Annotated in this window: 22 protein-coding genes; 6 read left to right on the top strand and 16 right to left on the bottom strand. The window is 53.8% G+C overall.

All coding sequences use genetic code 11. The features are described from left to right. Nucleotides 1–3: 3 nt before the first annotated feature. From QOM08_RS28455 to mobI, 3 genes are all read right to left on the bottom strand, one after another. Nucleotides 4–525 (bottom strand): hypothetical protein, encoded by a 522-nt coding sequence (locus QOM08_RS28455; RefSeq protein WP_316913334.1) that lies wholly within the window; start codon nt 523–525, stop codon nt 4–6. A gap of 583 nt (nt 526–1,108) precedes the next feature. Beyond that, on the bottom strand, nt 1,109–1,399 hold the full coding sequence (locus QOM08_RS28450) for a hypothetical protein (RefSeq protein ID WP_316913333.1): 291 nt from the start codon (nt 1,397–1,399) through the stop codon (nt 1,109–1,111). A 583-nt stretch (nt 1,400–1,982) separates the two neighbouring features. Then, nucleotides 1,983–2,477, bottom strand: coding sequence for a conjugative transfer protein MobI(A/C) (mobI, locus tag QOM08_RS28445; protein ID WP_083182193.1), 495 nt, complete (start codon nt 2,475–2,477; stop codon nt 1,983–1,985). A gap of 259 nt (nt 2,478–2,736) precedes the next feature. On the opposite strand from mobI, the gene QOM08_RS28440 reads away from it, so the two are divergent. The 5 genes from QOM08_RS28440 (at nt 2,737) to QOM08_RS28420 (ending at nt 6,111) form a co-directional block, all read left to right on the top strand. Beyond that, entirely contained in the window at nt 2,737–3,717 is a 981-nt protein-coding gene (locus QOM08_RS28440; RefSeq protein ID WP_316913332.1) for a ParM/StbA family protein, read from the top strand. A 36-nt stretch (nt 3,718–3,753) separates the two neighbouring features. Then, nucleotides 3,754–4,026: a hypothetical protein gene (locus QOM08_RS28435; RefSeq protein ID WP_316913331.1), complete on the top strand. Its 273-nt coding sequence runs from the start codon at nt 3,754–3,756 to the stop codon at nt 4,024–4,026. Next, entirely contained in the window at nt 4,019–4,588 is a 570-nt protein-coding gene (locus QOM08_RS28430; protein ID WP_316913330.1) for a transglycosylase SLT domain-containing protein, read from the top strand. Before QOM08_RS28435 ends, QOM08_RS28430 begins: the two co-directional genes overlap by 8 nt. A gap of 10 nt (nt 4,589–4,598) precedes the next feature. Continuing rightward, nucleotides 4,599–5,633 (top strand): hypothetical protein, encoded by a 1,035-nt coding sequence (locus tag QOM08_RS28425; protein WP_290467328.1) that lies wholly within the window; start codon nt 4,599–4,601, stop codon nt 5,631–5,633. Between the two features lie 115 nt (nt 5,634–5,748). After that, the gene (locus tag QOM08_RS28420; RefSeq protein WP_316913329.1) at nt 5,749–6,111 is read left to right on the top strand and encodes a hypothetical protein; all 363 of its coding nucleotides are present in this window, start codon (nt 5,749–5,751) and stop codon (nt 6,109–6,111) included. A 64-nt stretch (nt 6,112–6,175) separates the two neighbouring features. On the opposite strand, the gene QOM08_RS28415 is transcribed toward QOM08_RS28420, so the two are convergent. From QOM08_RS28415 to QOM08_RS28390, 6 genes are all read right to left on the bottom strand, one after another. Further along, on the bottom strand, nt 6,176–9,391 hold the full coding sequence (locus QOM08_RS28415) for a conjugal transfer protein TraG N-terminal domain-containing protein (RefSeq protein ID WP_316913328.1): 3,216 nt from the start codon (nt 9,389–9,391) through the stop codon (nt 6,176–6,178). 11 nt (nt 9,392–9,402) lie between these two features. Further along, nucleotides 9,403–10,803: a conjugal transfer protein TraH gene (locus tag QOM08_RS28410; RefSeq protein WP_083182186.1), complete on the bottom strand. Its 1,401-nt coding sequence runs from the start codon at nt 10,801–10,803 to the stop codon at nt 9,403–9,405. After that, complete coding sequence (gene traF, locus QOM08_RS28405; RefSeq protein WP_316913327.1) at nt 10,800–11,825, bottom strand: conjugal transfer protein TraF; 1,026 nt, start codon at nt 11,823–11,825, stop codon at nt 10,800–10,802. The genes QOM08_RS28410 and traF overlap by 4 nt, the downstream gene beginning before the upstream one ends. A gap of 120 nt (nt 11,826–11,945) precedes the next feature. Next, nucleotides 11,946–13,061 carry a toprim domain-containing protein gene (locus QOM08_RS28400; RefSeq protein WP_316913326.1) on the bottom strand — a complete coding sequence of 372 codons (1,116 nt, stop codon included), beginning with the start codon at nt 13,059–13,061 and terminating at the stop codon, nt 11,946–11,948. A 48-nt stretch (nt 13,062–13,109) separates the two neighbouring features. Next, complete coding sequence (locus QOM08_RS28395; RefSeq protein WP_316913325.1) at nt 13,110–13,733, bottom strand: DNA primase; 624 nt, start codon at nt 13,731–13,733, stop codon at nt 13,110–13,112. Continuing rightward, the gene (locus QOM08_RS28390) at nt 13,730–14,038 is read right to left on the bottom strand and encodes a hypothetical protein (RefSeq protein ID WP_011078001.1); all 309 of its coding nucleotides are present in this window, start codon (nt 14,036–14,038) and stop codon (nt 13,730–13,732) included. Before QOM08_RS28390 ends, QOM08_RS28395 begins: the two co-directional genes overlap by 4 nt. Before the next feature lie 408 nt (nt 14,039–14,446). On the opposite strand from QOM08_RS28390, the gene QOM08_RS28385 reads away from it, so the two are divergent. Then, nucleotides 14,447–15,133, top strand: a complete 687-nt coding sequence (locus QOM08_RS28385; RefSeq protein WP_083182182.1) for a DUF1845 domain-containing protein — start codon at nt 14,447–14,449, stop codon at nt 15,131–15,133. A gap of 259 nt (nt 15,134–15,392) precedes the next feature. Here QOM08_RS28385 and QOM08_RS28380 read toward each other — a convergent pair whose 3' ends face one another. From QOM08_RS28380 to traA, 7 genes are all read right to left on the bottom strand, one after another. After that, nucleotides 15,393–16,085: a nuclease-related domain-containing protein gene (locus tag QOM08_RS28380; protein ID WP_244182649.1), complete on the bottom strand. Its 693-nt coding sequence runs from the start codon at nt 16,083–16,085 to the stop codon at nt 15,393–15,395. Nucleotides 16,086–16,134: 49 nt separating this feature from the next. After that, nucleotides 16,135–17,139 carry a TraU family protein gene (locus tag QOM08_RS28375; protein ID WP_410479152.1) on the bottom strand — a complete coding sequence of 335 codons (1,005 nt, stop codon included), beginning with the start codon at nt 17,137–17,139 and terminating at the stop codon, nt 16,135–16,137. Nucleotides 17,140–17,173: 34 nt separating this feature from the next. Then, nucleotides 17,174–18,415 carry a TrbC family F-type conjugative pilus assembly protein gene (locus QOM08_RS28370; protein ID WP_083182179.1) on the bottom strand — a complete coding sequence of 414 codons (1,242 nt, stop codon included), beginning with the start codon at nt 18,413–18,415 and terminating at the stop codon, nt 17,174–17,176. After that, nucleotides 18,409–18,981, bottom strand: coding sequence for a S26 family signal peptidase (locus QOM08_RS28365; protein WP_083182178.1), 573 nt, complete (start codon nt 18,979–18,981; stop codon nt 18,409–18,411). The genes QOM08_RS28370 and QOM08_RS28365 overlap by 7 nt, the downstream gene beginning before the upstream one ends. Next, complete coding sequence (traC, locus tag QOM08_RS28360) at nt 18,981–21,446, bottom strand: type IV secretion system protein TraC (protein WP_083182177.1); 2,466 nt, start codon at nt 21,444–21,446, stop codon at nt 18,981–18,983. Before traC ends, QOM08_RS28365 begins: the two co-directional genes overlap by 1 nt. Nucleotides 21,447–21,457: 11 nt before the next feature. Continuing rightward, nucleotides 21,458–22,171 (bottom strand): DsbC family protein, encoded by a 714-nt coding sequence (locus QOM08_RS28355; RefSeq protein WP_083182176.1) that lies wholly within the window; start codon nt 22,169–22,171, stop codon nt 21,458–21,460. A gap of 118 nt (nt 22,172–22,289) precedes the next feature. Then, nucleotides 22,290–22,634: a TraA family conjugative transfer protein gene (gene traA / locus QOM08_RS28350; protein WP_316913323.1), complete on the bottom strand. Its 345-nt coding sequence runs from the start codon at nt 22,632–22,634 to the stop codon at nt 22,290–22,292. Nucleotides 22,635–22,730 lie beyond the last annotated feature (96 nt).

Raw genomic sequence — 22,730 nt, 5'->3', positions numbered from 1 at the left:
TTGTTAAGCCTGACGCTTCAGCGACATCCAATAGCGCCCCGTATTCGGGTTGCTCAGCAAATATACTTGCTCCATCCCCTCAAACGAAGTGTCGAACTTTTGGACGCCTACCCCAAAATAATCACCCAGACGCGACAACACTTTTTTCTGTTCTGTCTGGGGCTGATCTTTAAGCTCATCAAGAACCATCTTCAATTCTGTGATAGCTGCAACAAAAAACGTTCTTGCTCGCAGAGCATCGACCTGCCCAAGCGTCGACTCGTATTCACCAAGCACTGCGCGAATTGCCAAAGAACTTCGCTCGCGCAACTCTGCACACTCTTGAGTGAGCACGATTGCAATTAGGAGATCGTGGCTACCTGGAATGTCTGTATGCAGAACCTCTAATATTTCCTCAGCCCACTCCTTATTCCCCGGAAGGCTGTATCCATCGAGAGGAAAACCCCCGCTGGCCCCGATCAACTCATTAATTCCATACATAAAGATCTTCTCCGTAAATTTGTAGGTCACCGTATCGGCCTGCATTCATCCGCTTCGCGAAACGGGGCACATCCCACACCTACCAATGTTTATTTTATGAAAGTGAAGCACTTCACTACTAATAGCATTTCTACCCTGATCGAATAGCCTAACTCTGGTTTCACTGCTAATAACCTCTGCACCATATGAAGCATCTACCACCGGGCCTCCGCGGGTTTGCCAAAGTCCCGATAGGTTAAACACTGCTAATAAATGGGCTGCAACTGTCGTTTTGACTCGTAGCTGATGCGGTTCATCAGGCAGTAGTCAACTGTGTATCCATCAATCCTGGTTACGATTTCCCCTGTCAAATCGAGCAGAGCAGATGCTCCTGCATAAAACCCAATCCCGCCGCTGGCATATTTTCCGCTCCGAATTTGGAATCCTTTCGCGTCGGTTATGGATACCCCGGTTATCTCGTGCCATAGAAGGAACACACCTTCCCCGTACAGGCCTTCGTCCCGCACGGAAAAGAGAACCTGTCTGAGGTGGCTCCCATGGGCCACGCCTATGAAATCGCCGTTTGGTAGCACCGGCGGGAATAACCTGCCGCCGTCTCTTTTCCTGAACTCCAAATGTCACCGCCTGTTCATTGCCGTGTTTCACCGGCTCTTCTTTTCGATATCACCCTGGTGACAAACAACGCTGACTTGATCGCCAGGCTGACGCAACAAGCGAGCCCGGTAATGCACATGCCAGTGAAGATCATCCCGTGGATTGCAGATGTCCATGCTCCGAGGTATGGCAGTTTCGCGTAGTCGGTTTTCAAATCGCTGAGCACATACATCGACCCGCAGTAAGTCATCCAGGCTATTGCTACCCCGGCACTCAATGCGCCGATCGACCCAAGCAGTTGCTCCAGTTGTCCGCTTCCTAGCATCAGATTTACTCCACCTCAATCCAGGCTGCTTACTCACGCCCGCAAATTTGCGCTGCGCCAATCCTCCCACCATCGCATCCAATCCCAAGGATTTTGCGCGCCCTGATCCCAATGGTTGGCCTATCAACCGACGCTCTGTCGATTCACCGCATTCACCCGCTTCGCGAAACAGGTTCAAGAAAACTGCCCTCGCACCACCTCGCTTGCTTATGGGAGTCTGAGGGTTCACCTCACATAGAGAGGAAGTCGCGCCGTAAGTGTTTTGTTGCGCGCTGCTCTGAAACGCAGGAACTACGGGGTGTGTAGCGATATCCGCTTCAAATGGCTGACTTGAAGGGGTGTTGCTATCGTCGAAGGGGTGTCGTGAAGGGGTGTCGTGAAGGGGTGTTGCTGCCCTGTAACGCCCGCAATCAGAGGCCCCGCGCCTATTCAGCCGGATCAATTCGCAGCAAACGGTTCGGTAAAGGGGTGTCGTCATAGTTGAAGGGGTGTCGTGAAGAGGTGTCGTGAAGGGGTGTCGTGGTCGGAGCCCTCGATTTTGTTGGGCTCCACCACTTTTCAGCACCGTACCAGGGCGAAGCGCTCAGTCGGACGCTGCGGGGTAATCGTGAGTGATGAACGCCGCAATAGAGGCGTCAACAACGCCGGCTTTCTTTACCGCAGGGACAAGCTGACGGCGGACTCGCTGAATGACTGAGCACGTTTCCCGGATTTCGGCGAGCTGGGTTTCGTAGGCCCGAACGATGTTCTTCAAGGGCTCCTTCACGAACGAGAACGACGAGACCAGGTACTTGCTTCCTTGACCCTTGTTGATGGTGCGGATGACGCGCGGTTTCTTGGCTTCGCCTTCCTTGAGCCTCGGCAAAATCACTTTCGCCCATTCGATGGTGACTGCATTCGGGCTCGATTGCCGTATACGGATCACTATCGGTATATGCCCAGGCTTGCCTGCGTGCAGAGAAAGGGCTGTCTGGAAGAAAGAGTCGCGCAGCTCTTCGGCTCGGTCGACAAGGCTGGAATAGACGCGATCGAGCTCCGCTACTGCTGGATGCTTGGGGGCTTCAGAAGGTGGGTTCATATGTTGCTCCTTTGTGGATGGGAGCATTTTGCGGCTCAACACAGAGGGTGTGGATCGATTTCAGACGCTAAAACGACCTGAAAACGAAGCACAGGGCTCTCGTGAAGGCAGATTATGACGGCTCGTCGTCATCTGTTGACCGGGTGACGCAGCTGTAGCGCTTGGGATTCTGTAGGTGTGGGGTTTCATGTGTTGCTGGGTCATCTGCGTCGTCATTTGACGCACTTCTTTTGTCTTTTTTGCTGGGAGCGGCATACGAATGGGTAACGCCTTAGGTCTGGATATTGGTTACAGCAACGTCATTGGCGTTTTCGGCGGTGCTGATGGGCAACCGGAGTCGATCATTCGTCCCTCGCAGGCCGCTCCCTTGAGCGTTCTGCCTGGGGATTCTGGGTTACGCCCTGGTGAAGTAATCGTTGAAGTTGATGGCGCGCCCTGGGTGGCATTTGCCGCGCCCGGCCGAGTTCAGGATGGACGAGAGCTGCACGAGGATTACACTTCCTCGCACGCCTATGAGGCCCTATTTAAAGGTGCTCTACTGCATGCGGCCGGTGATAAAGACGTCATTGACTGCTTAGTCACTGGCCTTCCTGTCTCGCAAGCTCGCGATAAGCCCTATGTAGAAGCCCTGATAAAGCGTATGACCGGGACGCATCGGATTACGCCTAAGCGAGAGGTTACGGTTAAGCGAGTAGAGGTTGTTGCTCAGCCTATCGGGACTCTGACGGAGATTTACTGCAACTCAGATGCTTCGGAGGTTATTGAGGAGTCAGTTTCAATCATTATTGATCCGGGTTTTTTCAGTGTTGATTGGGTGGTATTTGACCATCGCGAACTGGTAGTCAACTCCAGCAGCAGCAGCCTCAAAGCTATGTCTGTTGTACTTGAAGCGTGTAACGAAGAAATTGCGAAGGATCATGGCGGTATTCCTGGCGTAGAAAAGATCGAACATGCGCTCCAGTCGGGTAAGTCTTACATCCTGATCTATGGCCGCAAAGTTGAGCTTGCTGAATATCTCGAGCGCGCTGCCGAACGTGTTATCCCATCCGTCTTCACTGAGATCAAACAAGGACTTCGATTCCTGAAAGGACGTGCTATCGACTGTGTAATTCTCGGCGGTGGGGGAGCCTCATTGTATGAGCCATTTGCTCGAAAAGAATTTCCCGATGCTTTAGTAGTCAAGCCCGTGAATAGCGTAAAAAGCAATGCCGAAGGTTTCTGGCATATAGCACGCTCTTAATTAAACGGCTGCGCAGGGAAGCGCTGAGGAGGGAATGTGGATAAAACGATGAGACTACAATGTCGAGTCACGCCAGCGACACAAGAATTGCACGCGCATCTCGAAACTATTGACCCCGATTATCGGGGTAAAAGGCTTGTTGCAATGGCTGCACTGTATCTAAGTATGATTAGCGCGACCGAAGAGATTAAAAATAAACAGACTGATACTCAGCAGCATAATAATCTCTCTGATGGCGAAAAAGAACCAATTAGTAATGAGCCGACGTCTCGCCCAGTTGCTAGCTGGATAAGGGGGGCTAATGTTTAATATCCGCGCCAGCTCCTTTGTTGCTGTCTATGCATGCATTGCAATATTTAATTCAGCAAGCGCCAACGCTAATGGATTTTCATTAAAAGGGACAATGTGGGAACGAGCCTCAATGGCCACCGCATGCAAACCGGACCCATTGCTTCTATATTCACTGGCCCTGAATGAATCTAAAACTTCTGCCGGACAAGGGATGGTTGCACCACACCCATTTGCGCTTCGGAACGCGCCTAGTGGTCCCCTGTACCCTAAAACCTATATGGCTGCCAAGGTTGTACTCGGCAAATATATTGCCGAAGACATTCTTACTGATATAGGGATTATGCAAATAAATTATCGTTGGAATGGCAATCGAGTAGCACGCCCAGAGCTTCTTCTTGACCCTGAAGTAAATATCCGGATCGGTGCCCAGATACTTTGCGAGTCGATTGCGCAATACCCTGTCGACATGCAACTAGCCATCGGTGGCTACCATACACGAAACCCAAAACGTGAACTTGACGCACGTGAGTATGCGAGTAATGTGCTCAGAATTTGGCGTTCACTACAGCGTTTAAAGTAAGGGCAGGGACATGCGAGTTAAGATCAACGCATCGATGATACAAATGGGTCTGCGCTGGCTGACATCTGGCTTGCGTGATTTCAATGTCATTCTCGCTGAGCAGCGCTTGACTCAGAGCGATATGGTTTGGCTTTCTTCGTTGAGCACCAACCAACGTCAGTTGAACGCTGTCGACGCTCTCCCGGTCTCCCTCTACCGGGTCCACTACAACACCCTAAAGGTCGGCAGGGGCTACCTAGACGATGAAGAGTTTAGGGAGATAGGTAACAAAATGGTTATGTTCATGGAGTTTTGCCACTTCTCCCGCGTCAACCAAACAAGCCCAATTCTGGCTGTAGGCCTAGACGATGTTGGGTATCGGGTGTTCGAGGCAGGCTCTTTTGACTCTCGGATGATGCTGGTTAGCCGCGGCGGGTTCTCGGTTGGCACCAGGTGCAACCTCAGGAAGCTGAGGATGAACCTATCTTCGCCAGACGATCAACTCAGGGACGTGACTACAGTATTGCTTGGTGATCTTCGGTACTTTCTGAAGCCTGGCGTGAGTGGCATAGGTCGGATCAAGGACTATCCCTCGACGATGCCCCTCGATGTGGTAGCGACCGAGTTGCTTCAGCAGAAGCTACAGCCCAAGTTGGTCGCGCAATGGACTGGATTGAATGCGGACGAAGTAGTCAGGATGAAGCGCTCCTTGCTACGGGATACCCCCCTTGTTCAGTCCCAGAGTGGACGAATACAGGCACCGAATAAGACACTGGCCGAAAGCCCTCTTCACAGTTTGCTCTATCTGACTGTATACAGGCTGCTCGCCGACAATCCTCTTCGGCGGACGAATGCTCGGGCGGTGGTTGCGGCTCATCGCGAGTATGTAGAGCTGTGCAGAGCTGTCGGCATTGAGGCCAGCGATATGATCTCCCCTTCCAACGGTTACCAGCTCAGCAACGCGATGAAGACCGGAGATATCACGCTCACTCCATGCAGCAAGTGCAAGGAAATCAACGCTCGTTACGCACTCAAGCCCGGCCGATGCATCTGGTGCAACCACTGAATCCCATCCACGTGAAGCTATTCGCAGGCCCTGTTCCCCCTGGCTGGAGCTTTCCGTTTGGGATTCTGCGTGGTAGTGAGATTATGTTGGTGAGATGAATTGAATGGTGAGCGATATGCGAAACGACAAAGTTGAGTGCCAGTGCTGCAAGAAAATGATGGTACCGAAGGTTATCACCAGCGCCCCTTTCTACATCAGCGGCGTCCCTGTTGGTGGCCGTGACCCGGAGGCCTCGGTTTGCCCGTTTTGCCTATCTCCCAAGTGGATGCTGACTGAAGAACAGGTTCTTACTGGTGCAAAGGCGAATACTGAATTTTACGGCATCATCGTGTTGCTGATGATCAACATCGTTGTGTTCACCCGCCTGGGTGCAGAGGCGGTCGGTGTAAGCGTTGGCCTGTCTGTTTTGTTGTTCCTGTTCCGGGCGCAAATCGCAAAGGCGGTGAAGGATCGGCTGACTGAAATCTTCAAGGGGTAAACTATGCAGGTGGGTAAGAAAAAGGCCGGGGAATCCCGGCCTTGTCGTTTCAGCTTAACCTCATCTAGTCAGCGTTGATCCCTGTCGGTCGCTGAGGTTTGTGGTTTGTGGCTCCCGCCGAGGATGGCGACGGTGCAGGTGGTGGAGCGGATCTGGCTGGTTGTGGGGCTGTAGCCTGTGTTGGAACTTGAGGAACATCCTCATTCGAAGGGCCCTGGTACGCCTGGTACTGCACCGCATCCCTTGAATCCGCCAGCGCCGTCAGGGTGGGATAGGAACCGCTTTCAGGGGCCTTGGCAGCATCATCGATCGCAGTAATAGCCCCTGCGATGTAGTTATCATCCCGGATGCCTTGGCTACGATAGTAACCATTCAGCTCTCGATAGGCATCACCCTCGGCCGATCCAAACTCACCAGTAGCCTTGGCGGCAAAGTATTGTGCTTCCTCGGGCTTCAACCCTTGTTTGATACCGATGTCGTAATAGTTTTCGAGCTTTTCACTATCGGAGCCGCTGCGGAAGGCTCCAGCAATCGTGTTGATCCCTGTAAAGGCCGCATTCGCGCCATTAGCTACAATGTTGCCCAGATTCGTACCTTGGCTTGCAGCTTGCCCCCTTGCTGCCAGGGTGTCATATGCAGCTTGTGAGGAACGGTTATCCACGTGATCCTGATTCTGCGAATTAGCATCAATCACTGGCTGCATGTTCTCAGAATTTCGCTGCCCAATAACCGTAGCGCCATCCTCCTTCGTAGCTTGATAGCCACTGACATTCATGTCATTTGAGTTTGCATAGGCCCCAGCATTTGAATTCCATTTTGCATCAAGCTTGCCAGCGATGGCGTCGGTGCCGGCAGTGGCCTTGGCGGCACTGCTTGTGAGACCAGCGTTCGAGTTTGCATCTCCTTGGTTGACGTTAAAATCGAACGGGTTGTATTGACTCATCAACAGATCACCAAGGCGTCCGTCCTGATTGATCGCACGAATCGCTGCCATCGCTCGACGCTCGCTCGTGTCTTTCGACATATCCTGGATGCTCTGGCTACCGAAGGCTTGTTTGTACAGATCTTTACCTGACTCTGTTTGTCCTGCCATTTTCTCGAGCGCCAGCGCGGTTTCATTGCGGCCGAGACCGCGAGTGAGCGCTTTGACGCCGGCGTCTCTAAGGTTGAGTGATTGACCGGCCTTGATCGAATCTTGTTGTGCAGATGCCTGGCTATAGGTCTGTTGCGCCTGGAGGGCGCTCGAACGGGTTTTCCCGATCTCGTCTGTGTTCGATGCGCTCTGCTGTGCCAACGCGCTACTTGAGAAGGCATCGCCCGTCGCGAAGGTCAACGTGCTCGAATCGGTTGCCTGGACAGACTGCGTAAGTTGGGCAAGTGCTTTCTCCGCCTTGGCTTTGCTTTCCTGTGTCATGGTGTCGGCCGAGGTGTTATCCGACCGCTTCATGCCGCCAAGCGGCGTAGAAATACCCATTGCGGCGTTGGACGTGGCCTGATTCAGCGAAGACTCGGATAGGCCGAGGCTCCGCAGGGACTCTTTTGCCTCGTTGTAAGATGCATTCGAACTGAGGACCGAACCTGCCGAAAGGTTTTCGCCGATCTGCGCAAGTGCTTGCCGCCCTGTGGCCGATGAGTTGAGTTGTTGACCAGCTGCCTTGAGGCTTTCTTGGTACTGAGAGGTTGCCGTTTGAGATGCCATACTCGCGCTCTGCACAACAGCGCTTGCAGCTTGTTCGCTGCTGATGGTTTCTGCCAGTTGCGGGCTACCTGTTTTAGCAACGCCGGCCCCTACCTGGTCAGAAGTGAACGAAGCATTGGTACTTAGAACAGGTGCGCTCTCCTGAGATCGAGGATTCACGTCTTCGGACTTGAATTTTTCGCCAGCTGTCATTTGGCTCATGATGCTATTCGCAACCATGGCTGAGCCAGAAACGATGAAAAGAGCCAAAGGCGGCACAGAAGCGGCGAGCAAGCCGCCGATACCGAGAGCCTTGCCGATCGCCTTATCAATGTCCATGAGTTGAAGCATTGCAAAACCAGATCCAGTCGGATCGTATCCATTGAATACGGCCTCCATCTGGGAACCGGCATACCAGAGGGTAAAAGCATTGACGATACTTAACAGCGGCATCCACAACCCAACGGCCAACGGCAACACGAGATACTTGCCGAGGATAGAAAGGCCAGGCCCACCCAGGAGTAGAGCAAAGGCCAAGAACGGCGTCATCGCATAGAGCATGCCCTCGAAGAAGGCGATCATCGGCCTCATGTAATGCTTGAAGCTGTCGCCCTTACCCGCCCATTGAATTTCTTGCTGGTTGAGCGATTCACGGAGAGCCATTGCAGCCCTTTGTTCTTGCCAATGGTTCATGGCGTCGACACGAGAGTCGTTAAAAATCGGGGCTATCAGCGAAGTCAAAACGTAGTCCTGAGCCGACTTGCTACTGAGTGCCAGACTTTGAATTGCCTGGTCTGTAGCGGCTTGAACCTGTATACCGGTGGTCATTCGATTGGTTTTGACTTCTTCGCTGAATCCTTTCTGAAGAATGTCCTCCAGCACGTCTGTGTAGACGTTTTGCAAATGCGCGTTGAGAAACGACCTGGCCTCTGCACAGCTCTTCATGGTGCCGGCGGTACCGTCGTAGACATAGATGAACATCGATGATGTCTGATTTGAGAGCACCTGAGCCCAGCCGGGAGAACGGTACAAGTCAGTCAGGGTTTTATCCGTTCTCAGCGCGACGGGGTTTAGCGAACAGAATGTCATGTACTCGTTTACCGATCGGGGCAGATCCCACCCATCAGACTTTCGGTAGTTTTGAAAACCGTCCAGTGCCATCGGGTTCCGAAGAGCATCGCGCACCTTCGACAACGTACTCAGACTCGAGAACAGCCCATAGTCGGTCATGCTTGGAGTAGAGAACGCTTGCTCCGTGGTTTTGGTGATGCCGTAGGCCACCGTTGAGATGACTGAGCCGACAAATGCAGGGCCAAGAGGCACGTTGTCCACCACCCGCACCTGCGACGACACCGTATCCTCGATAACTGTGGTGGCTGTAGGGCCGTAAAACATCATGTAAAGGACGAGCACAAGGCCTGCCTTTCCAAAGGTAATGGCCTGGTTATTGAAAACTGCTTGGAACGCCAACAGAAAGAGGCCTATTAGCGCGCCAATACGAGCAAGATCTTCTGCGTCTCCGCTGCCCGTGATCATCGCGCAGGCATTGAGCATGATCTCAAGAAACTCGGCGCTGCCTGTTGTGTAGATAGTGAAGTCCATGGATGTCTCCGTTACGCGCCGGCGTTATCGTTGATGGTTCCCTGCGGCAGGGTTCCGCTATCAAACACTGGGGCCATCTGAAGCATTTTTTCTGCTTGGCCATCGGCATCTTTGCCCTGCATTGCGTCCTCAATGTACGAACGGTATTCGTCCATGAGTTCACCCTTAGTAGCCCGCAGGTCCTCGATCACCTTCCCCGCATCCGGCATGTTTAGGCTGGTCAGGCCCTTCTCTGTGTGTCCAAGCAGTTGATAGATCAGGCTCATTGATGCATCCGCAGCAATTTTCTTGGCGAACTGATTCAGATAGTCATAACCGGATTGAGCACCTGCCTTTTGGGTGATTTTCATCAGATTCACCCCTACGCGGCTGGATGCGAGGTATCCAATCCGGTTTCCGTCAGCAGCCGTTGCGGTGCCATTGGCGAAACGCTCAAGGATTCCATTATTTTGAAGATCCTCAAGAATTCGGGTTTCGAGGCCCTTGAAACTGGTGAGAGTGCGGATCTTAGGGTCTGAGCAGTCAGCGTCATCCTGGTCGCACTGGTAGACCTTGACATCGAGGTTCGTAGAACCCTCAACCAGAATTTTGAGACCTTCGCCGGTGATGAGCTTCGGCATGGGATGCGCAGCGAAGTTTTTCCCCCCGCTGGCATCGTTGGTGAGCGACACGTTGTAGCTACCGACCATCGACATGATGAATTCTGCGTTTTCATCGCTGCCGAACAGAATCTGTGACTGGAGGCCAGACTTCATCATGGCGCACCACAGAACGTTACCCGTGTTCTCGCACTGAACGGCCTTGCCTGAGGCCGCAATCCGGTTCGCAGGGGAGTCTTCTTTGGTAGATTTCGCGGTAAAGAAGTCAGATGCGACGTTCGACCCGAAGGCCGTCATCGCGGATTTGAAATCTGTGCTTTCTTCGTATGCCTTTTTGGCGTTTGTAACCAACCCACTCGCCAACTGGCAGCTGTTGGAAAACATTTGGTTGAGCGCCTGGATTTTGTTGGCCAGGTTGCGGATAACGCCACCTGTCTGTGCATCCATCGCATCGAGGGCCAGCTCGAAGGCGAAGCCCGAAACAATGCCAGCAGCGTTCGAGGCCACATTCCTCATGAGCGCGACGAACTCTTCACCGTTGATGAAAGAGAACGAGCCACTGTAAAGATTGATACCTCCGCAGCCACCCTTTGCGCTTGGAGGGGTAATGCTGATGAGGTTGGCAGTGGATATCCGATTCCGAAGGACAACGGAGCCGCCGGTTATTACCCCGCGCGTGGCTGTTTTATACGCCCCTGGACTGGTGACATTTATCATGCCGCTGAACATTTCATTGACCTGCTGTTGAATGTTCGCGTGAGCCCCGAAGGGCACCATCAGCGCTACAGCAAGGGCGATCGGTTTGATTTTCACTGGGCACCTCCGTTGTCTTTTTGAAAGGCGCGACGAGCTTCATCACGCATGCGATTCACGAATTCGCTAGGGTTCTTTGTTGCGTCCGGCGGGGCATCAGCCAATTTGGTGGCGTCGATCAAACCCATGGTGTTTAGGCGTGATGTGGAGTTGTATTCCTGATCGGAAATCAGGCCAGCTTCATTCGCCGCCATTAGAATCCGAGTGGTTGCCGTTTCCATTGAAACGGTGCTGAAGCTGACGATCTTCACGTCATTCGGCGGGATGACTAGGGCCAACGCCGGCGAGGTGATGATGCCAAGCTGCTCTGCGAGGCCAGTGTCGTACTGTGTATTTGGATACTTGCCTCCAGGAAGAGGAGCCCCGTCCATCGATACGGGCATGACAGTAAATCCGTACCTGAACTCGAGAGCTGAGACCGCGGCCAGAGCCTGCTCGCAAAGAATGCAGTCGTTACCGTTGTAGAAAAACATCAGCGCAGAGCTGCCGGCGATCATCTTCAACAGAGTTTCTTTTTGCTTGCCGGCCGCCGTTGCCAGCGCGTCGGAGGCGGCGTTCGAGGCGGGATAACGCATATCCTCGTCGAGGAATGGATCGTTACGGATTACCTCGACGGAGTGACGTGAGAATCGCTCGGCTTTATCGAGCATGATTCGCTGAGCCCAGTAGTACGCGCTCACATTCTCCTTGGTGGGGTTATCCATAGCTGCATCACGCAGTTTCGGAAGCACTTCGCGAATCCACGCCACGCTGCCAGTCGGTGGCAACTCGGGCGCGGCAGGTTCCGAAGCTTTCTTCTCGGCTGGAGGTGGGGCCGGCGACTCCGGCGCGGGCTTCGGTTTTTCGGGTTCCTGTTCAGGTGGGGGATCTTCGTACCAGAACCAGCCGCGTTCTTTGTCCTGATAGAACGATGAACCAGCAACCTGGGGCGCTTTTGACTCGGCGGGCTTGGGCTCTCCCGCAAAGGAACCGCTGCTTATAGCGGCAGCAAGCAACAAGATAGGGAATTTTAGGGGTGTCATGAGTCCGTCTGGCCAAGATGGGGGATGCTCGAATTGTGAGCGTTGGCCAGCAGGAGGGGGCGCGTTTTCAGGCGCTTTTACGGTCGGAAAAAGAGGGGTGAAGTTGAGAAGGCCAGAGGCCTATCGCTGTGCGCGATAGACCTCGTGACCGAGGAAGCCGAGAGAACCACGTTCACGTAGAACGTCATTCCAATCGACACCTTTGGAGCCGTCAGGGATGGGCATGTCCGGCAGCATTATTTGCGCCTTGATCCCCATTTCCCACAGACGTTTTTTCAAGGCGAATGCCGCTTTTTGGCCTCCTTCCTTGCGGTCCTTATCAGCCCAGATTCGGACTGCTTTGGTGCAGGCTGGTGGTACGAAGCTCTCCAACAGGTAGGAATTCACTAAGGGCCATACTGGTATACCCATAGCTGTTTCCACCGATAGAGCTGTTTCCAATCCTTCACATACATCCAAGACTTCTCCTGGATGAGATGTTGGAACCGCACAGCCGGGAAGCTTTCGGTTGCTGGGGATTGGGAACATTTTTTTCGGCTCAGCGAGATCCGCTTTCTCACCTTTCATTGTCAGGTAGTGACGGTTGATGGTCACAGCCTGGCCTTCAGGATCGATGAGCGTACACACTATGCCCGGATGCTTGGAACGCTTGCCGGATTTGTCCTTGTAGGTCAATTCCGGATGGAAGCGAACGTAGCGGCTCAGCTCTGGTCGATCCCAAGCAAGGATGCCTCGGGAGCGAAGATAGAGCCTTGCTGGCTCCGCTGATGGATCTGTGAGAGGAACTGTCCCCTTCCACAGGTTGCGCATTGCCTCACGCAGCCAATCGTCGGAAGCCTCTGGCTTGCTCGGAGCTCGCTCCTTACGGATTACAACGCTTGGGACAAAGCCATCAGCGGTGCGCCCATGCGGGTCTTTGACCCGAAGCAATGCCCCAACCTCCTGTAGGGCGTGGTGAAAGCTCCAACGGTTGACCCACATCAGTAAGGCTATGCCATCAGCCTTTACTCCGCAGGTACGGCAGATCCCACCGCTCGACGTTCCAGCCGTCTTACGGAAAATCTTGAACCCGTCTTCCCCACCATGCACCGGACATGGGACTCCACGTCCTGCTTTTTTGTGTGCCGGCACCAAAGAAGATGCGAGGCTTGCGTATATGTCATGCCAGCGGCCATCAGCGGCTACCAGCACATCTTGCTTCTCTGGGGCGTAATTGCCTTCTGAGTCTTTGGACATGGGTACCTCCGGTTGGTTGAGATGCGCCCGGACGGGCGCATCTGCTGGCTATTTCACGATTTTGATTTCCCAGGAATTACGGTAGGTATCAACCCACTCCTGTTCTTTCTTACCGTCGACAACGATCTCTTTGAGTACACTCACGGCGGTTTTGCCAAGGTACGTCAGGGAGATCTTGTCACCTTGTTGCGCTCCAGATTTGCGTAGCTGAGCGTTAAGCTCGATTCCCCAAACAAGGTGTTCACCGATACGCAAGAAGAACGACTTTCCGTTCTTCTTGAGAAATCGATAATGGGCGAAACCTGAACCGCGGTATTCGCCGGTGACAGACCTGCCAGCAACGCCTTGGAAATTGAGTTCTGGTGCGCGCTCAACTTGATCCACATCGCCTTGGGCGACTTGTATCTCTTGAGCTGTCTCTTGATGCGCGGGCTGGGATTCGCGAGGGATGAACTCCCCCTTGATCTCGCCCTGCTCTTGGTTCTCGATCGATACAACCTGGTTGCGGCCTTGCGGCCGGTACAGTGTGTTGATCACCACCGGTTCAAGCGCTTGGTGCAGCGCTTCATTGCTTTCTGCCTCGGGAAGCTTATGAGCCAGGCGCTCTGAAACAATGCATAGGCCTTGCGGCAGTCGGAGATAGCTTGGAACATCGAAGTCAATACGGATCATTTCTCTTCTCCCTGGCGACGCAGGTAGGAGGGAATGTAGTAGTTGTCATAATCGACGCTGCTACACCAACGGGCGTTGGGTAAGGTCTTGGTTGCTTGAGGAGCCGAAGCCTTAAGACAACCGCGTAGGTAGCTCAGAACACCACGCAGGATCTGCTCAGCATTCAGGATTACCACGGCGAGGAACACGCAGAGTGTCAAAGGCAAAACATGCTTTGCAAACTGCGGTGCGTATACAGCTCCCAACGTAGCAACGAGGAAGCCAAACGCGGTCAGCACTTTAACTTTGAGGGTTGTAGATGCCATTTTTCAGTTCTCCATTTTTTAAAACGGAGAACGCCCTAACGGGAGTTCCCCGTCAGGGTTTTTGTGACACAAAAAAAGGAAGCCAATGGCTTCCTTTTTTGATCGGCGCTACGCGAACGTAGGCTTGGTTTTTAAGCTGATAAGCTCAGCTTGGCTTGCTCCCAGACGCATACACGTCTTGGGTACCAGTGGCAGCAGCATGCTGTCACTTAGGGTCAATGGCCTCCAGGAGGCAAATTCTTAATCGACCTTAGCCGATGAGTGATGTAATTCTCGCCGCCATTTCAGTCTGTCGTCAACCAGAAAAAATCACTTCAAATTCCGACGCAAATCGTGCGCGAAATCGAAATCCAGAGGCTCCGCAAGCTGGTGCAATAGTCCGGCCACCAACATCCGGAGAAACCGCTAATGGCGACCACTCAACCACAACCGACGAAGTACCAATATTCCAAGCCATCCCTCAAAGGGAAGATGGTACTGAACACTGAGCAGGCGAAGTTCTTTGCCGGCAACCGTTTCGATAGCCTCATGACGGCCCTTTTTATCATCGACGTTACGTCCCGCAAGCTGGCCAAAAACCTCAAGACTTTTGATCACAAAGCTGTGGTCGATGCGGTCTCGAAGAAAATCGAGCGCATGGAAGTAGCCGTGCGTGACGAGGCTGAGCGGATGGACACGCTTTTGAAGAGCCTGGGAATCAAAGAGCTTGCAGGGTACAGCTCACCACTGACTCGTGAATTCGAAATCACAAGCCCAGAAATCAAGCGGATGAGCAGCCTGCTTCAGGCATTTGACCATCTGATTATCCAGGTTGATACAGCCTGGCTGCATGAGAAGATCGATAGCTCGGAGGCTGAGGAGTTTCGTGCAAGCAAGAGCAACCAAATGGCACGGCTGATCCGCTCGCTCGTTGGGCTCGGTCAGAGCGCGCGTGCAAAGGCATACGCGAGCAAGGTCGCAGAGCTCCAAGAAGATATCGAGAAGGCTGAAGCCAAAGTGACCGCTGACAAGGAGGAGCGCGAGGCGGCTGGTCACATTGAGCCTGATGGCAATGCCGACCCTCTCGATTCGCTTCCTGAAGAAGCAGTTGCTTGATCGCGCCAGTAATGAAAACGCCCCGCATTGCGGGGCGTTTTGCTTAGGAGAGTCATTATGCTTGATGATCTTACGTCAACACAGGCAAGAAGCAGTAGAAGACGCAGAAAAGCGACGGATCAGCCTCCTTCACGCGAAGCCACCCCACTGTGGGAAGAACAGCTGGCCACCGACGAATCACTTGAAGCGCCCTCAGAGGCAGTATTTTGGGATAAGGTCGCGATCGTCTCTGTCACTGCTGCTGTTCTTATTGGAGTGGCTATAGGTGTTCCTCTCGGGGTCTATCTTCATGGCACGCTGTAGATCCATCCTCCCCTCGGCGCTTCAGCTTTTCGACATGTCGTCTGGCAGCCCAATACCCCCCCTTGACTCTGCGCTCGCTCAGCGCCCGGCAAATTGACACCACATGGCCCCGAGTAAAAACCGGGGCTTTGTAGGACTGGATTTTACGAATCACGCCCCAAATGCTGTAGACCCGCTCAGGCATTCCATGGGTAAAACTGGCCTGGCCTGCCATCACTGCGTAGCTGTGGATTTTCTGAGAGTGGACTCCGGTGACCTTCTGAACTGCCTTCACGTGTGCGTAGTTCTGCATCAGCGGGTTTTGCACGCGATATTTCCTTCGACCAACGATCTGCAACCAGCTATCAGGGGCTTCCGGGTAGGTAATGATCTTGCCCTTGAAACACTTCGTTTCCAGGACAAAGATTCCGTAGCGCGACACGATGATGTGGTCAACCTGCGTCGACTCTCCCCTTGTCTTGCCACGATAGATCGCGTTGGCGAACACCTTGTAATCGCCACTGAGGCATAGGCGCAGCATGAAGTTAACCTTGTACTCCCCCCACCACCCTCGATAGGCAGGGAATTCAAGTAAACGGACGTGGGCGATGCCCGCTAGAACCCCCAGTATCAAAACCGGGGGCAGATACAGCATTAGAAAGTCATTCATACCATCGCAAATCCGCCCTTGCGGGCGGATTCTCCATTAGAACGGTTCGTCACAGCTTCGAGCAGCAATCGGTCCATCGCCAGAACATGTACATGGCATCGTTCCCAGTACCTGGAACATGCCGACTAGGCCCGCCCTCCCAAGTCTGGGGCGGTTCTCCGAGCCACATTGCTCTGCTGTTCTGCGACTTTGGCCAGAACTGGGTCACTTTGTACTGACTTTTCGGAATCGTCGGGTAGATCCCCGCCTTGCACACGTTCTCATCACCCATAGTGCGTCGAGCGAGGCCCCTGCGGTGTTGCTGTGCGATCACTCGCGCAGCCAGCAATGCTGTCGTCCGGTTTGCATCTTGCGCCACGGTTACGCCGGCAAATGGGTAGATGCTCCCCCATGTACCGGTACACCACCAAAGCGACTCAAGAGGCTCCTTTCGAGCGGTAACCAGCGCGGATTCGGCAGCACATGCCGCAATAGCGATTGGGTTTGCCACGGCCGCGGACTCGGGGTGCTGGAAGAAAGCCAACGTTCCGTTGTTCCAGGTAGGGTCGATCTCAGTGAAAGAGATGATATCGAGGTCGAGATAACCGTCCGGATTGCATTTGGTAGGCGTGTAGAGATCGAGGATTTGAAGCAGCGGGAAAGCATACAGGTGAGCGTGGTAGAACGAACCGGCGGCCTGTCCTGTCTGGGTACTGTTGTCCTGCCGTAGCCGACCATAGCTGCGCTTGTTGCCAAGCGGGAGCGTTACACCGCCTAGGGTTGGCGAGCAACCAGGCTTACGGACAGTTTCAACCATTCGTGCCGGCTCCCACATCGCAGTAATGATTCCGGGCTTGTAGATCGAGGACGAGCCTTCCTGGCAAATACAGAAGACCATTTTTGTAGCCTTGGCGGGTGCTGTGCCGGGGGTTATTTGCACACCAGATACACGGATTGGGAATAGGCATGCCCAGCAGATGTCGGTGAACAACTTCGGACCAAAAAGGCCAGAGTCCTCACACATCACCTCACCGGACGATGCCGCATCAGCCGCTATCCCTGGCAGGGAAAACATACCCGCAATCACCAGAAGTGCGGTGGCTATTACCTTATTGATGCTCATGATTGGCCTCCTCGAAGGCGGATTGAGCAACCTCGCGGACGATGAAGTTTTCCGTGTCGGCTGTTACGACAGAAGGGGCGCGAAGGATCTGGAAGCGCTCCGCCATGTCAGGCGGCAATAGGTAGAGAGGCGCATCCAGGTTGTCCTGTACGCTGTTGAACAGTTCCCAACCAGAAGCAGTGGGAATCTGAGTAGCCATTATCGTGACGGTCAGATTTTTCCCGTGGTCTGCGTATTCGCGCTTCGCCAGGGCAACCTGCCAAGGCTGCGTCGGATCGATTACCACCAGTTTCTGGTCAAACGGCATCATGTCGAGTGGATTAATCCTTCCCGCCTTCTGAATGACTCTGCCTTGGCTGTCGAGAATGTCATCGGGCACAATGACCGATGCGTCGACGAGGCGGGTGGCACTCTCAGTTACCGGCGGCAGTGGATGCCCTTTGTGGTTATCCCAAAACCGGGCGATTGCTCGCTTTTTCATGGCGTTGGTGTCCAGATCTGCGATGCGCTGTTTCGCAATCTCCATGAGGTCAGGCTCGATGATTTCCTCTGTGGAACCAATAGTGCCTAAATCTCCCCTCTTGCCTTCCTTGACCGCTCCTTCGATGTAGCTGACAGAAGACGAACCAGCGGCTTTAGCGATCAGAGCATCATTCGGTGCTTCGAGAGCCACGGTGGGTACTGCTGACACCATATGACGTTGGAATGCGAGAGGATCAAGCAGGACGCTCACTGTGCTTTGCGTCTCTTGCGTGAGAAGGTGCATTTTGGTCACAGCATCGCCCATCGACATACCATCAGGTATTCCTCGAAAAACAATGCCAACACCTGGCAGTCCATCGAACGACAGAAGTATGTCTTTGAGGGCGGTAGCGCCCATCGACCACGACACAAAAATCAGAGTGCGATTTCCATCGCCAAGGGGATGTTTTTTCTCGCGATCTGAGCCGTCTGCGCTAGCCAGCGCTGAGTCGTTCTGCTGCGGATTTTCATCACCGGCTTGAACGATGGCCTTTTCGGCCATCTCACTCACCCAACTCATGTCATCTTGGCCGCTTGCTTCGGCGCGCGCGGCACTCGCATTTCGACTGATTTCTTTAACCTGATCGAGGAGCACAGGGTTGAATTCATTGATGTCGTACTTGCGAATGCCAAGGTCATCGCCGGCGATGGCCATCGTGCAACCAAAGGCCAACCCAATGCACAGGGCTAGTTGCTTTTTCACCATATTGGATACGCCTTTCCGATGATTTGGTCTGTCGAAGCTGAGCCCCAGTAGCGCGAGTCGAAAGAGTCTGGCGTGCGGCCGAAGAACCAGTAACGGCCCTCGCCTATTTTCCCTTCGCGGACATATTTCTGAGGATCAATCCCGTGCTGGCTGGCGACCTGAAGCCCCTTGCCTACGGGAACACCATTGATGGTTGTTTCATCAAGCGTGACCTTGGCGCGATCGCCAGGCATTCCCTCAAGTACCTTCACGATGATCGTGCCATCAGCAAAAATCGGACTCAGACCTTTGGAGTGAAAGGCGTAGATTTCACCGCGCACCAGGTCATCGTCCTTTTTATCGATGATCCATAACCTGTAAGGGGGCAGGCACAGGGAGTCCTGACTAGCGATAGCAATCGAGTAACGGGTTGCCAGCAGCACAACGCTGCCGGCAACCACTGCTGAAAAGAGTAGGCCTTTGCCGATGAAGACTGCCGAGAGTCGCTTTGGCGCTCGATCTCGATCAACCTTTGCGATTGCCCTTCGCACCTTGGCCTCAATGCTGAAGGGGTTAGACAACACCATTACGCGACTTCCGCCGGATCAGAGTTGTACTCGACACCTCGATCACGGAGCACGCGCAGAATTGCCTCATCCTGCGGAACACCGGTGAGCGTGTAATTTCGGATCGCTTGCACATCTTCGGGTGCGGTCGAGTAGAGGAGGATCGAATATGGGTCCACCGTGAGCCGCACGATCCCAGCACCGCGGGGGGTGAGCATGAATATCTCGGAGTAGTGCCCCTTGTATGACTTAACAGTCTTCAGGATTCGGTACCCGCCCTCACCCAGCGGCAGCCGCTTGTTTTCCTGGATAGCATCAATAGCTTCGGCCTTCTGCCCTAGCAGTAGGGTGAACGCGGAGTTTTCAGCGATGGCTTGTCCGACTTTATTCTGATAGAGATCGTTGACCCCCTGAGTAATGACGATGGCACTACCGCCATATTTCCGGAATCGCCGGTAACCGTGCTCAATGAACTCCCCAACGTTGCCCTGGGAGAGAAGCGACCAGGCTTCGTCAATGATCACGATTTTTGGGCGGTCCCGCTCACCAAGGTACATGTCCTGCTGGATCTGGTAGATGAGCTGAAGGAGTACGACTTGCTGAAGGTGTTGACGCCCCTTCAGTTCCTCAAGCTCGAGTACGGTGAAGGGGTTCTTGAAGTTGAGATTGTTCTTTCCGTTAAAGAAGCGGCCGTACTGACCCTTCGAGGTGAATGCAAAGAGCTGGTGGCCAATATCTTGAATACGCGGGTCTGGGTCGGCAAGCAGAGAGTCAGCGATGCTGTCGACAATCATCTTCTTGCCCAGCGTTTCCCAGCATTGTGTGAGGTGCCTTTTTAGACCGGCGGTTTGGAAGTCGATCAGAGGTACGGTCGGAGCAGCCATAGCAGAGAGTAGCCCAACCAGGACATCCTCCTCCTCGCTGTAGTCTTCAATCAGCTCGAAGGGGTTGAGGCAGAGGTTCGACTCTTGGTCAAAGCGTGCAAAGTCGCCCTTGTACGCTTCAGACAGCTTGAGGTAGGAAAGGCCCACATCGATGACCCAAACCTTCGCTCCGATACTCAAATACGACGTGATGAGATAGTTAGTCGCAAACGACTTACCAGAGCCCGACTGGGCGGCAATCATTGCGTTGTAATTGGTATCGGAGTCAAAGAGGTGGAAGCTGACCGGCTGACCGTTTCGGGAAATGAACGGGGCCACATGAGTTCCAGTGCCCTTCCAGTCGCCATAGATAGGGAGCAATGGCAATGCCTGGGTGAGGCTCAATGTTTTGAATCGGAACAGCTCCTTCATCGCATCCGGGTCGGCGCACATCGGCAGGGAGTTCACGAACACGGGTAGCACACAGAACTTGTCCTCCATGAGACTGAAGCCCTGCGTAGCGAAGTGGCTTTTAGCATTTGATGCCGCCTGAATAAGGTCTTCCCGGTTCCGGCCGAACACCACGAGGGTCATCGTCGCCTGTACGTTGGGGAGCCCTTTGTCTAGGTCTTCAAACAGCGTGTCATAGGCTTCCTTCGTCTTTCTTAAAACGGGAACGAAATGCACCATCGGGCCGAAGCTCTGGTTGATGGACCATTGGCGGCGTTTCGACAGCTTGTCCTTTGTCTCCAGCTGGGGAGGGAAATACAGGGTCATGTTGATAATGCAGTTGCCCCTGATGCCGCCACGCTGCGACAGAATGTCAGCGAGATACTGCGAGGCATCGCCCTGCCACATGACATCAGGAAAGCGCTTGGCCGAGAGCGTTTTTACAAAGCAGTCCTCTCCGATCTGAAGGTGGTCTTTCTTCACGTCGAGGCTGCGGTTGTAGTCGAGGATCTGCTCGTTCAACGGCTTATCTGTGTCCGCCTTCATGTCGGGATCTTCGCGCCACGACGCTGACGGCCCCTGGTTCAGGATGGAGGAGAAAATTTCTCGGTAGGAATCGTTGGTGAGGGGTACGGCTGCAAGATTGCAGCTGTCCAGCGAGGTTCGCAGTCCGTCGAAAAGCTCCTTCGCCGCGTTCGCTTCTGTCTGGGTAGGCAAAGCATTGGCAATCGGAACAGTTACGGATACGACGAGACTCTGCTCACGAATTCGTACACCTGAGATTGAATCAACTGGGCGCATGGTGCGGTCGCTGAAATAATCGGCTCGCGCATTCGTCACTTTCTCCAGCAACGCCTGTGTTTCTACGGGAAGGTCAGTACGGCCGGACTCACGGAAGGCCCGGCGCAGACGAAGGAATCCCGTCTTCATCTCATTGATATTTTCAGTGCAAATGAGGCTGAACTGGATCGTTGTCTTCTCGGGCCAGTCGACCGTCAGACCTGCCTTCAGGCGGTCGCCTTCATCCCCGTTTGAGCCTGAGAGAGGGGAACACAGGAAGGCGAATCCTAGGCGGTTCCCTTCCAGCTGGAACAAGTAAAGATTCGGCTCGTAGGCAAGACCGTTGATCAGTTTCGAGAGCCGAGGTGTTGAGCGGATAAGCGCTTTGAGCATTTCTGAATTCCTTAGAGGGTGCGATTCGATTCAATCCAGGCGCGCAAGCCTTCTTCAGGCTTGCCTTCTCGGGTCAAACCATCATCACGAATTAGGAAAGGAACATTTCGAGCGCCAAGAAACTGAGCTGTCATCCGGCGCTTCGAGATCACGTCCAGATCACACTGCGCTGTCGGAAGCTGTTCGAGAGGAGCTTTCATGTCGCCGGCCGCTCCGGCTTTCCAAGCAGCAACCTTGTCTTTCGCGCAGAGGAGTTCTTTGGTACGCACAGCGCTCTCTTGGCTGAGCAGCGGCAACATCAGCACGTCGAGTCGATACCCCTCTGGAAGAGACGTGCGGGCTTGTTGAATGATCTCTTTGCAGAACCCGCAAGCAGGGTCGGAGAACATGGTGATCGCTTTCTCACCGTTGCCGACAGTGAGAGGGGCCAGATCCTTGAAACCGAGGTTGGTCTTGTCCACTGGGATGTAGTTGGCGGCGATCCGAGCGTCCTCGATGGTTTTCAACTCTTTCTTCGCCCACACGTCATAGACCGTTCCCTGGATGATGAATCGCCCGGTATCGCTGATGATGGCGAACTTGCCGTTCTTCTCGATCGCCAGCATTGCAGACGCAGGAAGCATCACTACCTTGTCTGCGTTCTTGTCCGCGGGGCTCGCAGCTACTGCGGTACCAGCCACTGCAAGCAGCGTCATAGCAAGAATGGTTTGGGTGGGTTTGAACATGGGCTTACCTCCTGAGTCGATTCACCCAGAGTATTTGGCCCGGAAAAGAAAAGGCCTCTTTTTCAGGACGTTTTAGCGTCGGAAAAAGAGGCCTTTCAGAGAGTCGTTCTGACTGAGATCAGAAGCCTACAGGCATGGCTTGGAGAGCGTTGGTGACTATAGCTGCTGCTGGGATAGTTGCCGACATTACCGACTCGATAACATCCGGCGCAGCATAGAGGCCAACACCGCCGCCCACGCCAGTAACGAACGGCATGAGCGATTGGCGAAGAACGCCTGCGCCGATGCCAGTGAGGATCATCAGGCCGATGAGAATACGGCCGAGGGTACCTTGCATCCACTCAGTCAAGGTAATCCACACGCTATCGAACGTATCGCCGCCGGTACCCGCGAGCGCGGTACCGGCAACCATCATTGCCGCTGCGATGGCCATCGTTTGGAGGGTTGCTTTGTTGACGTGCATTGGTCTTGCTCCTAGAGGTTGACATGCGCAGGGGCTGCGCTCCGGAGACATTTTTCGTGCTTTCCGCAAACCTGTGTTTCGCTTTCAAGCGCATTT

The sequence above is a fragment of the Pseudomonas sp. P105 genome (assembly GCF_032614175.1).
GTDB classification, from domain to species: Bacteria; Pseudomonadota; Gammaproteobacteria; order Pseudomonadales; family Pseudomonadaceae; genus Aquipseudomonas; species Aquipseudomonas rhizophila.
Note: the sequence above shows the minus strand (reverse complement) of the source record. Positions and strands in the feature narration are given on the sequence as shown.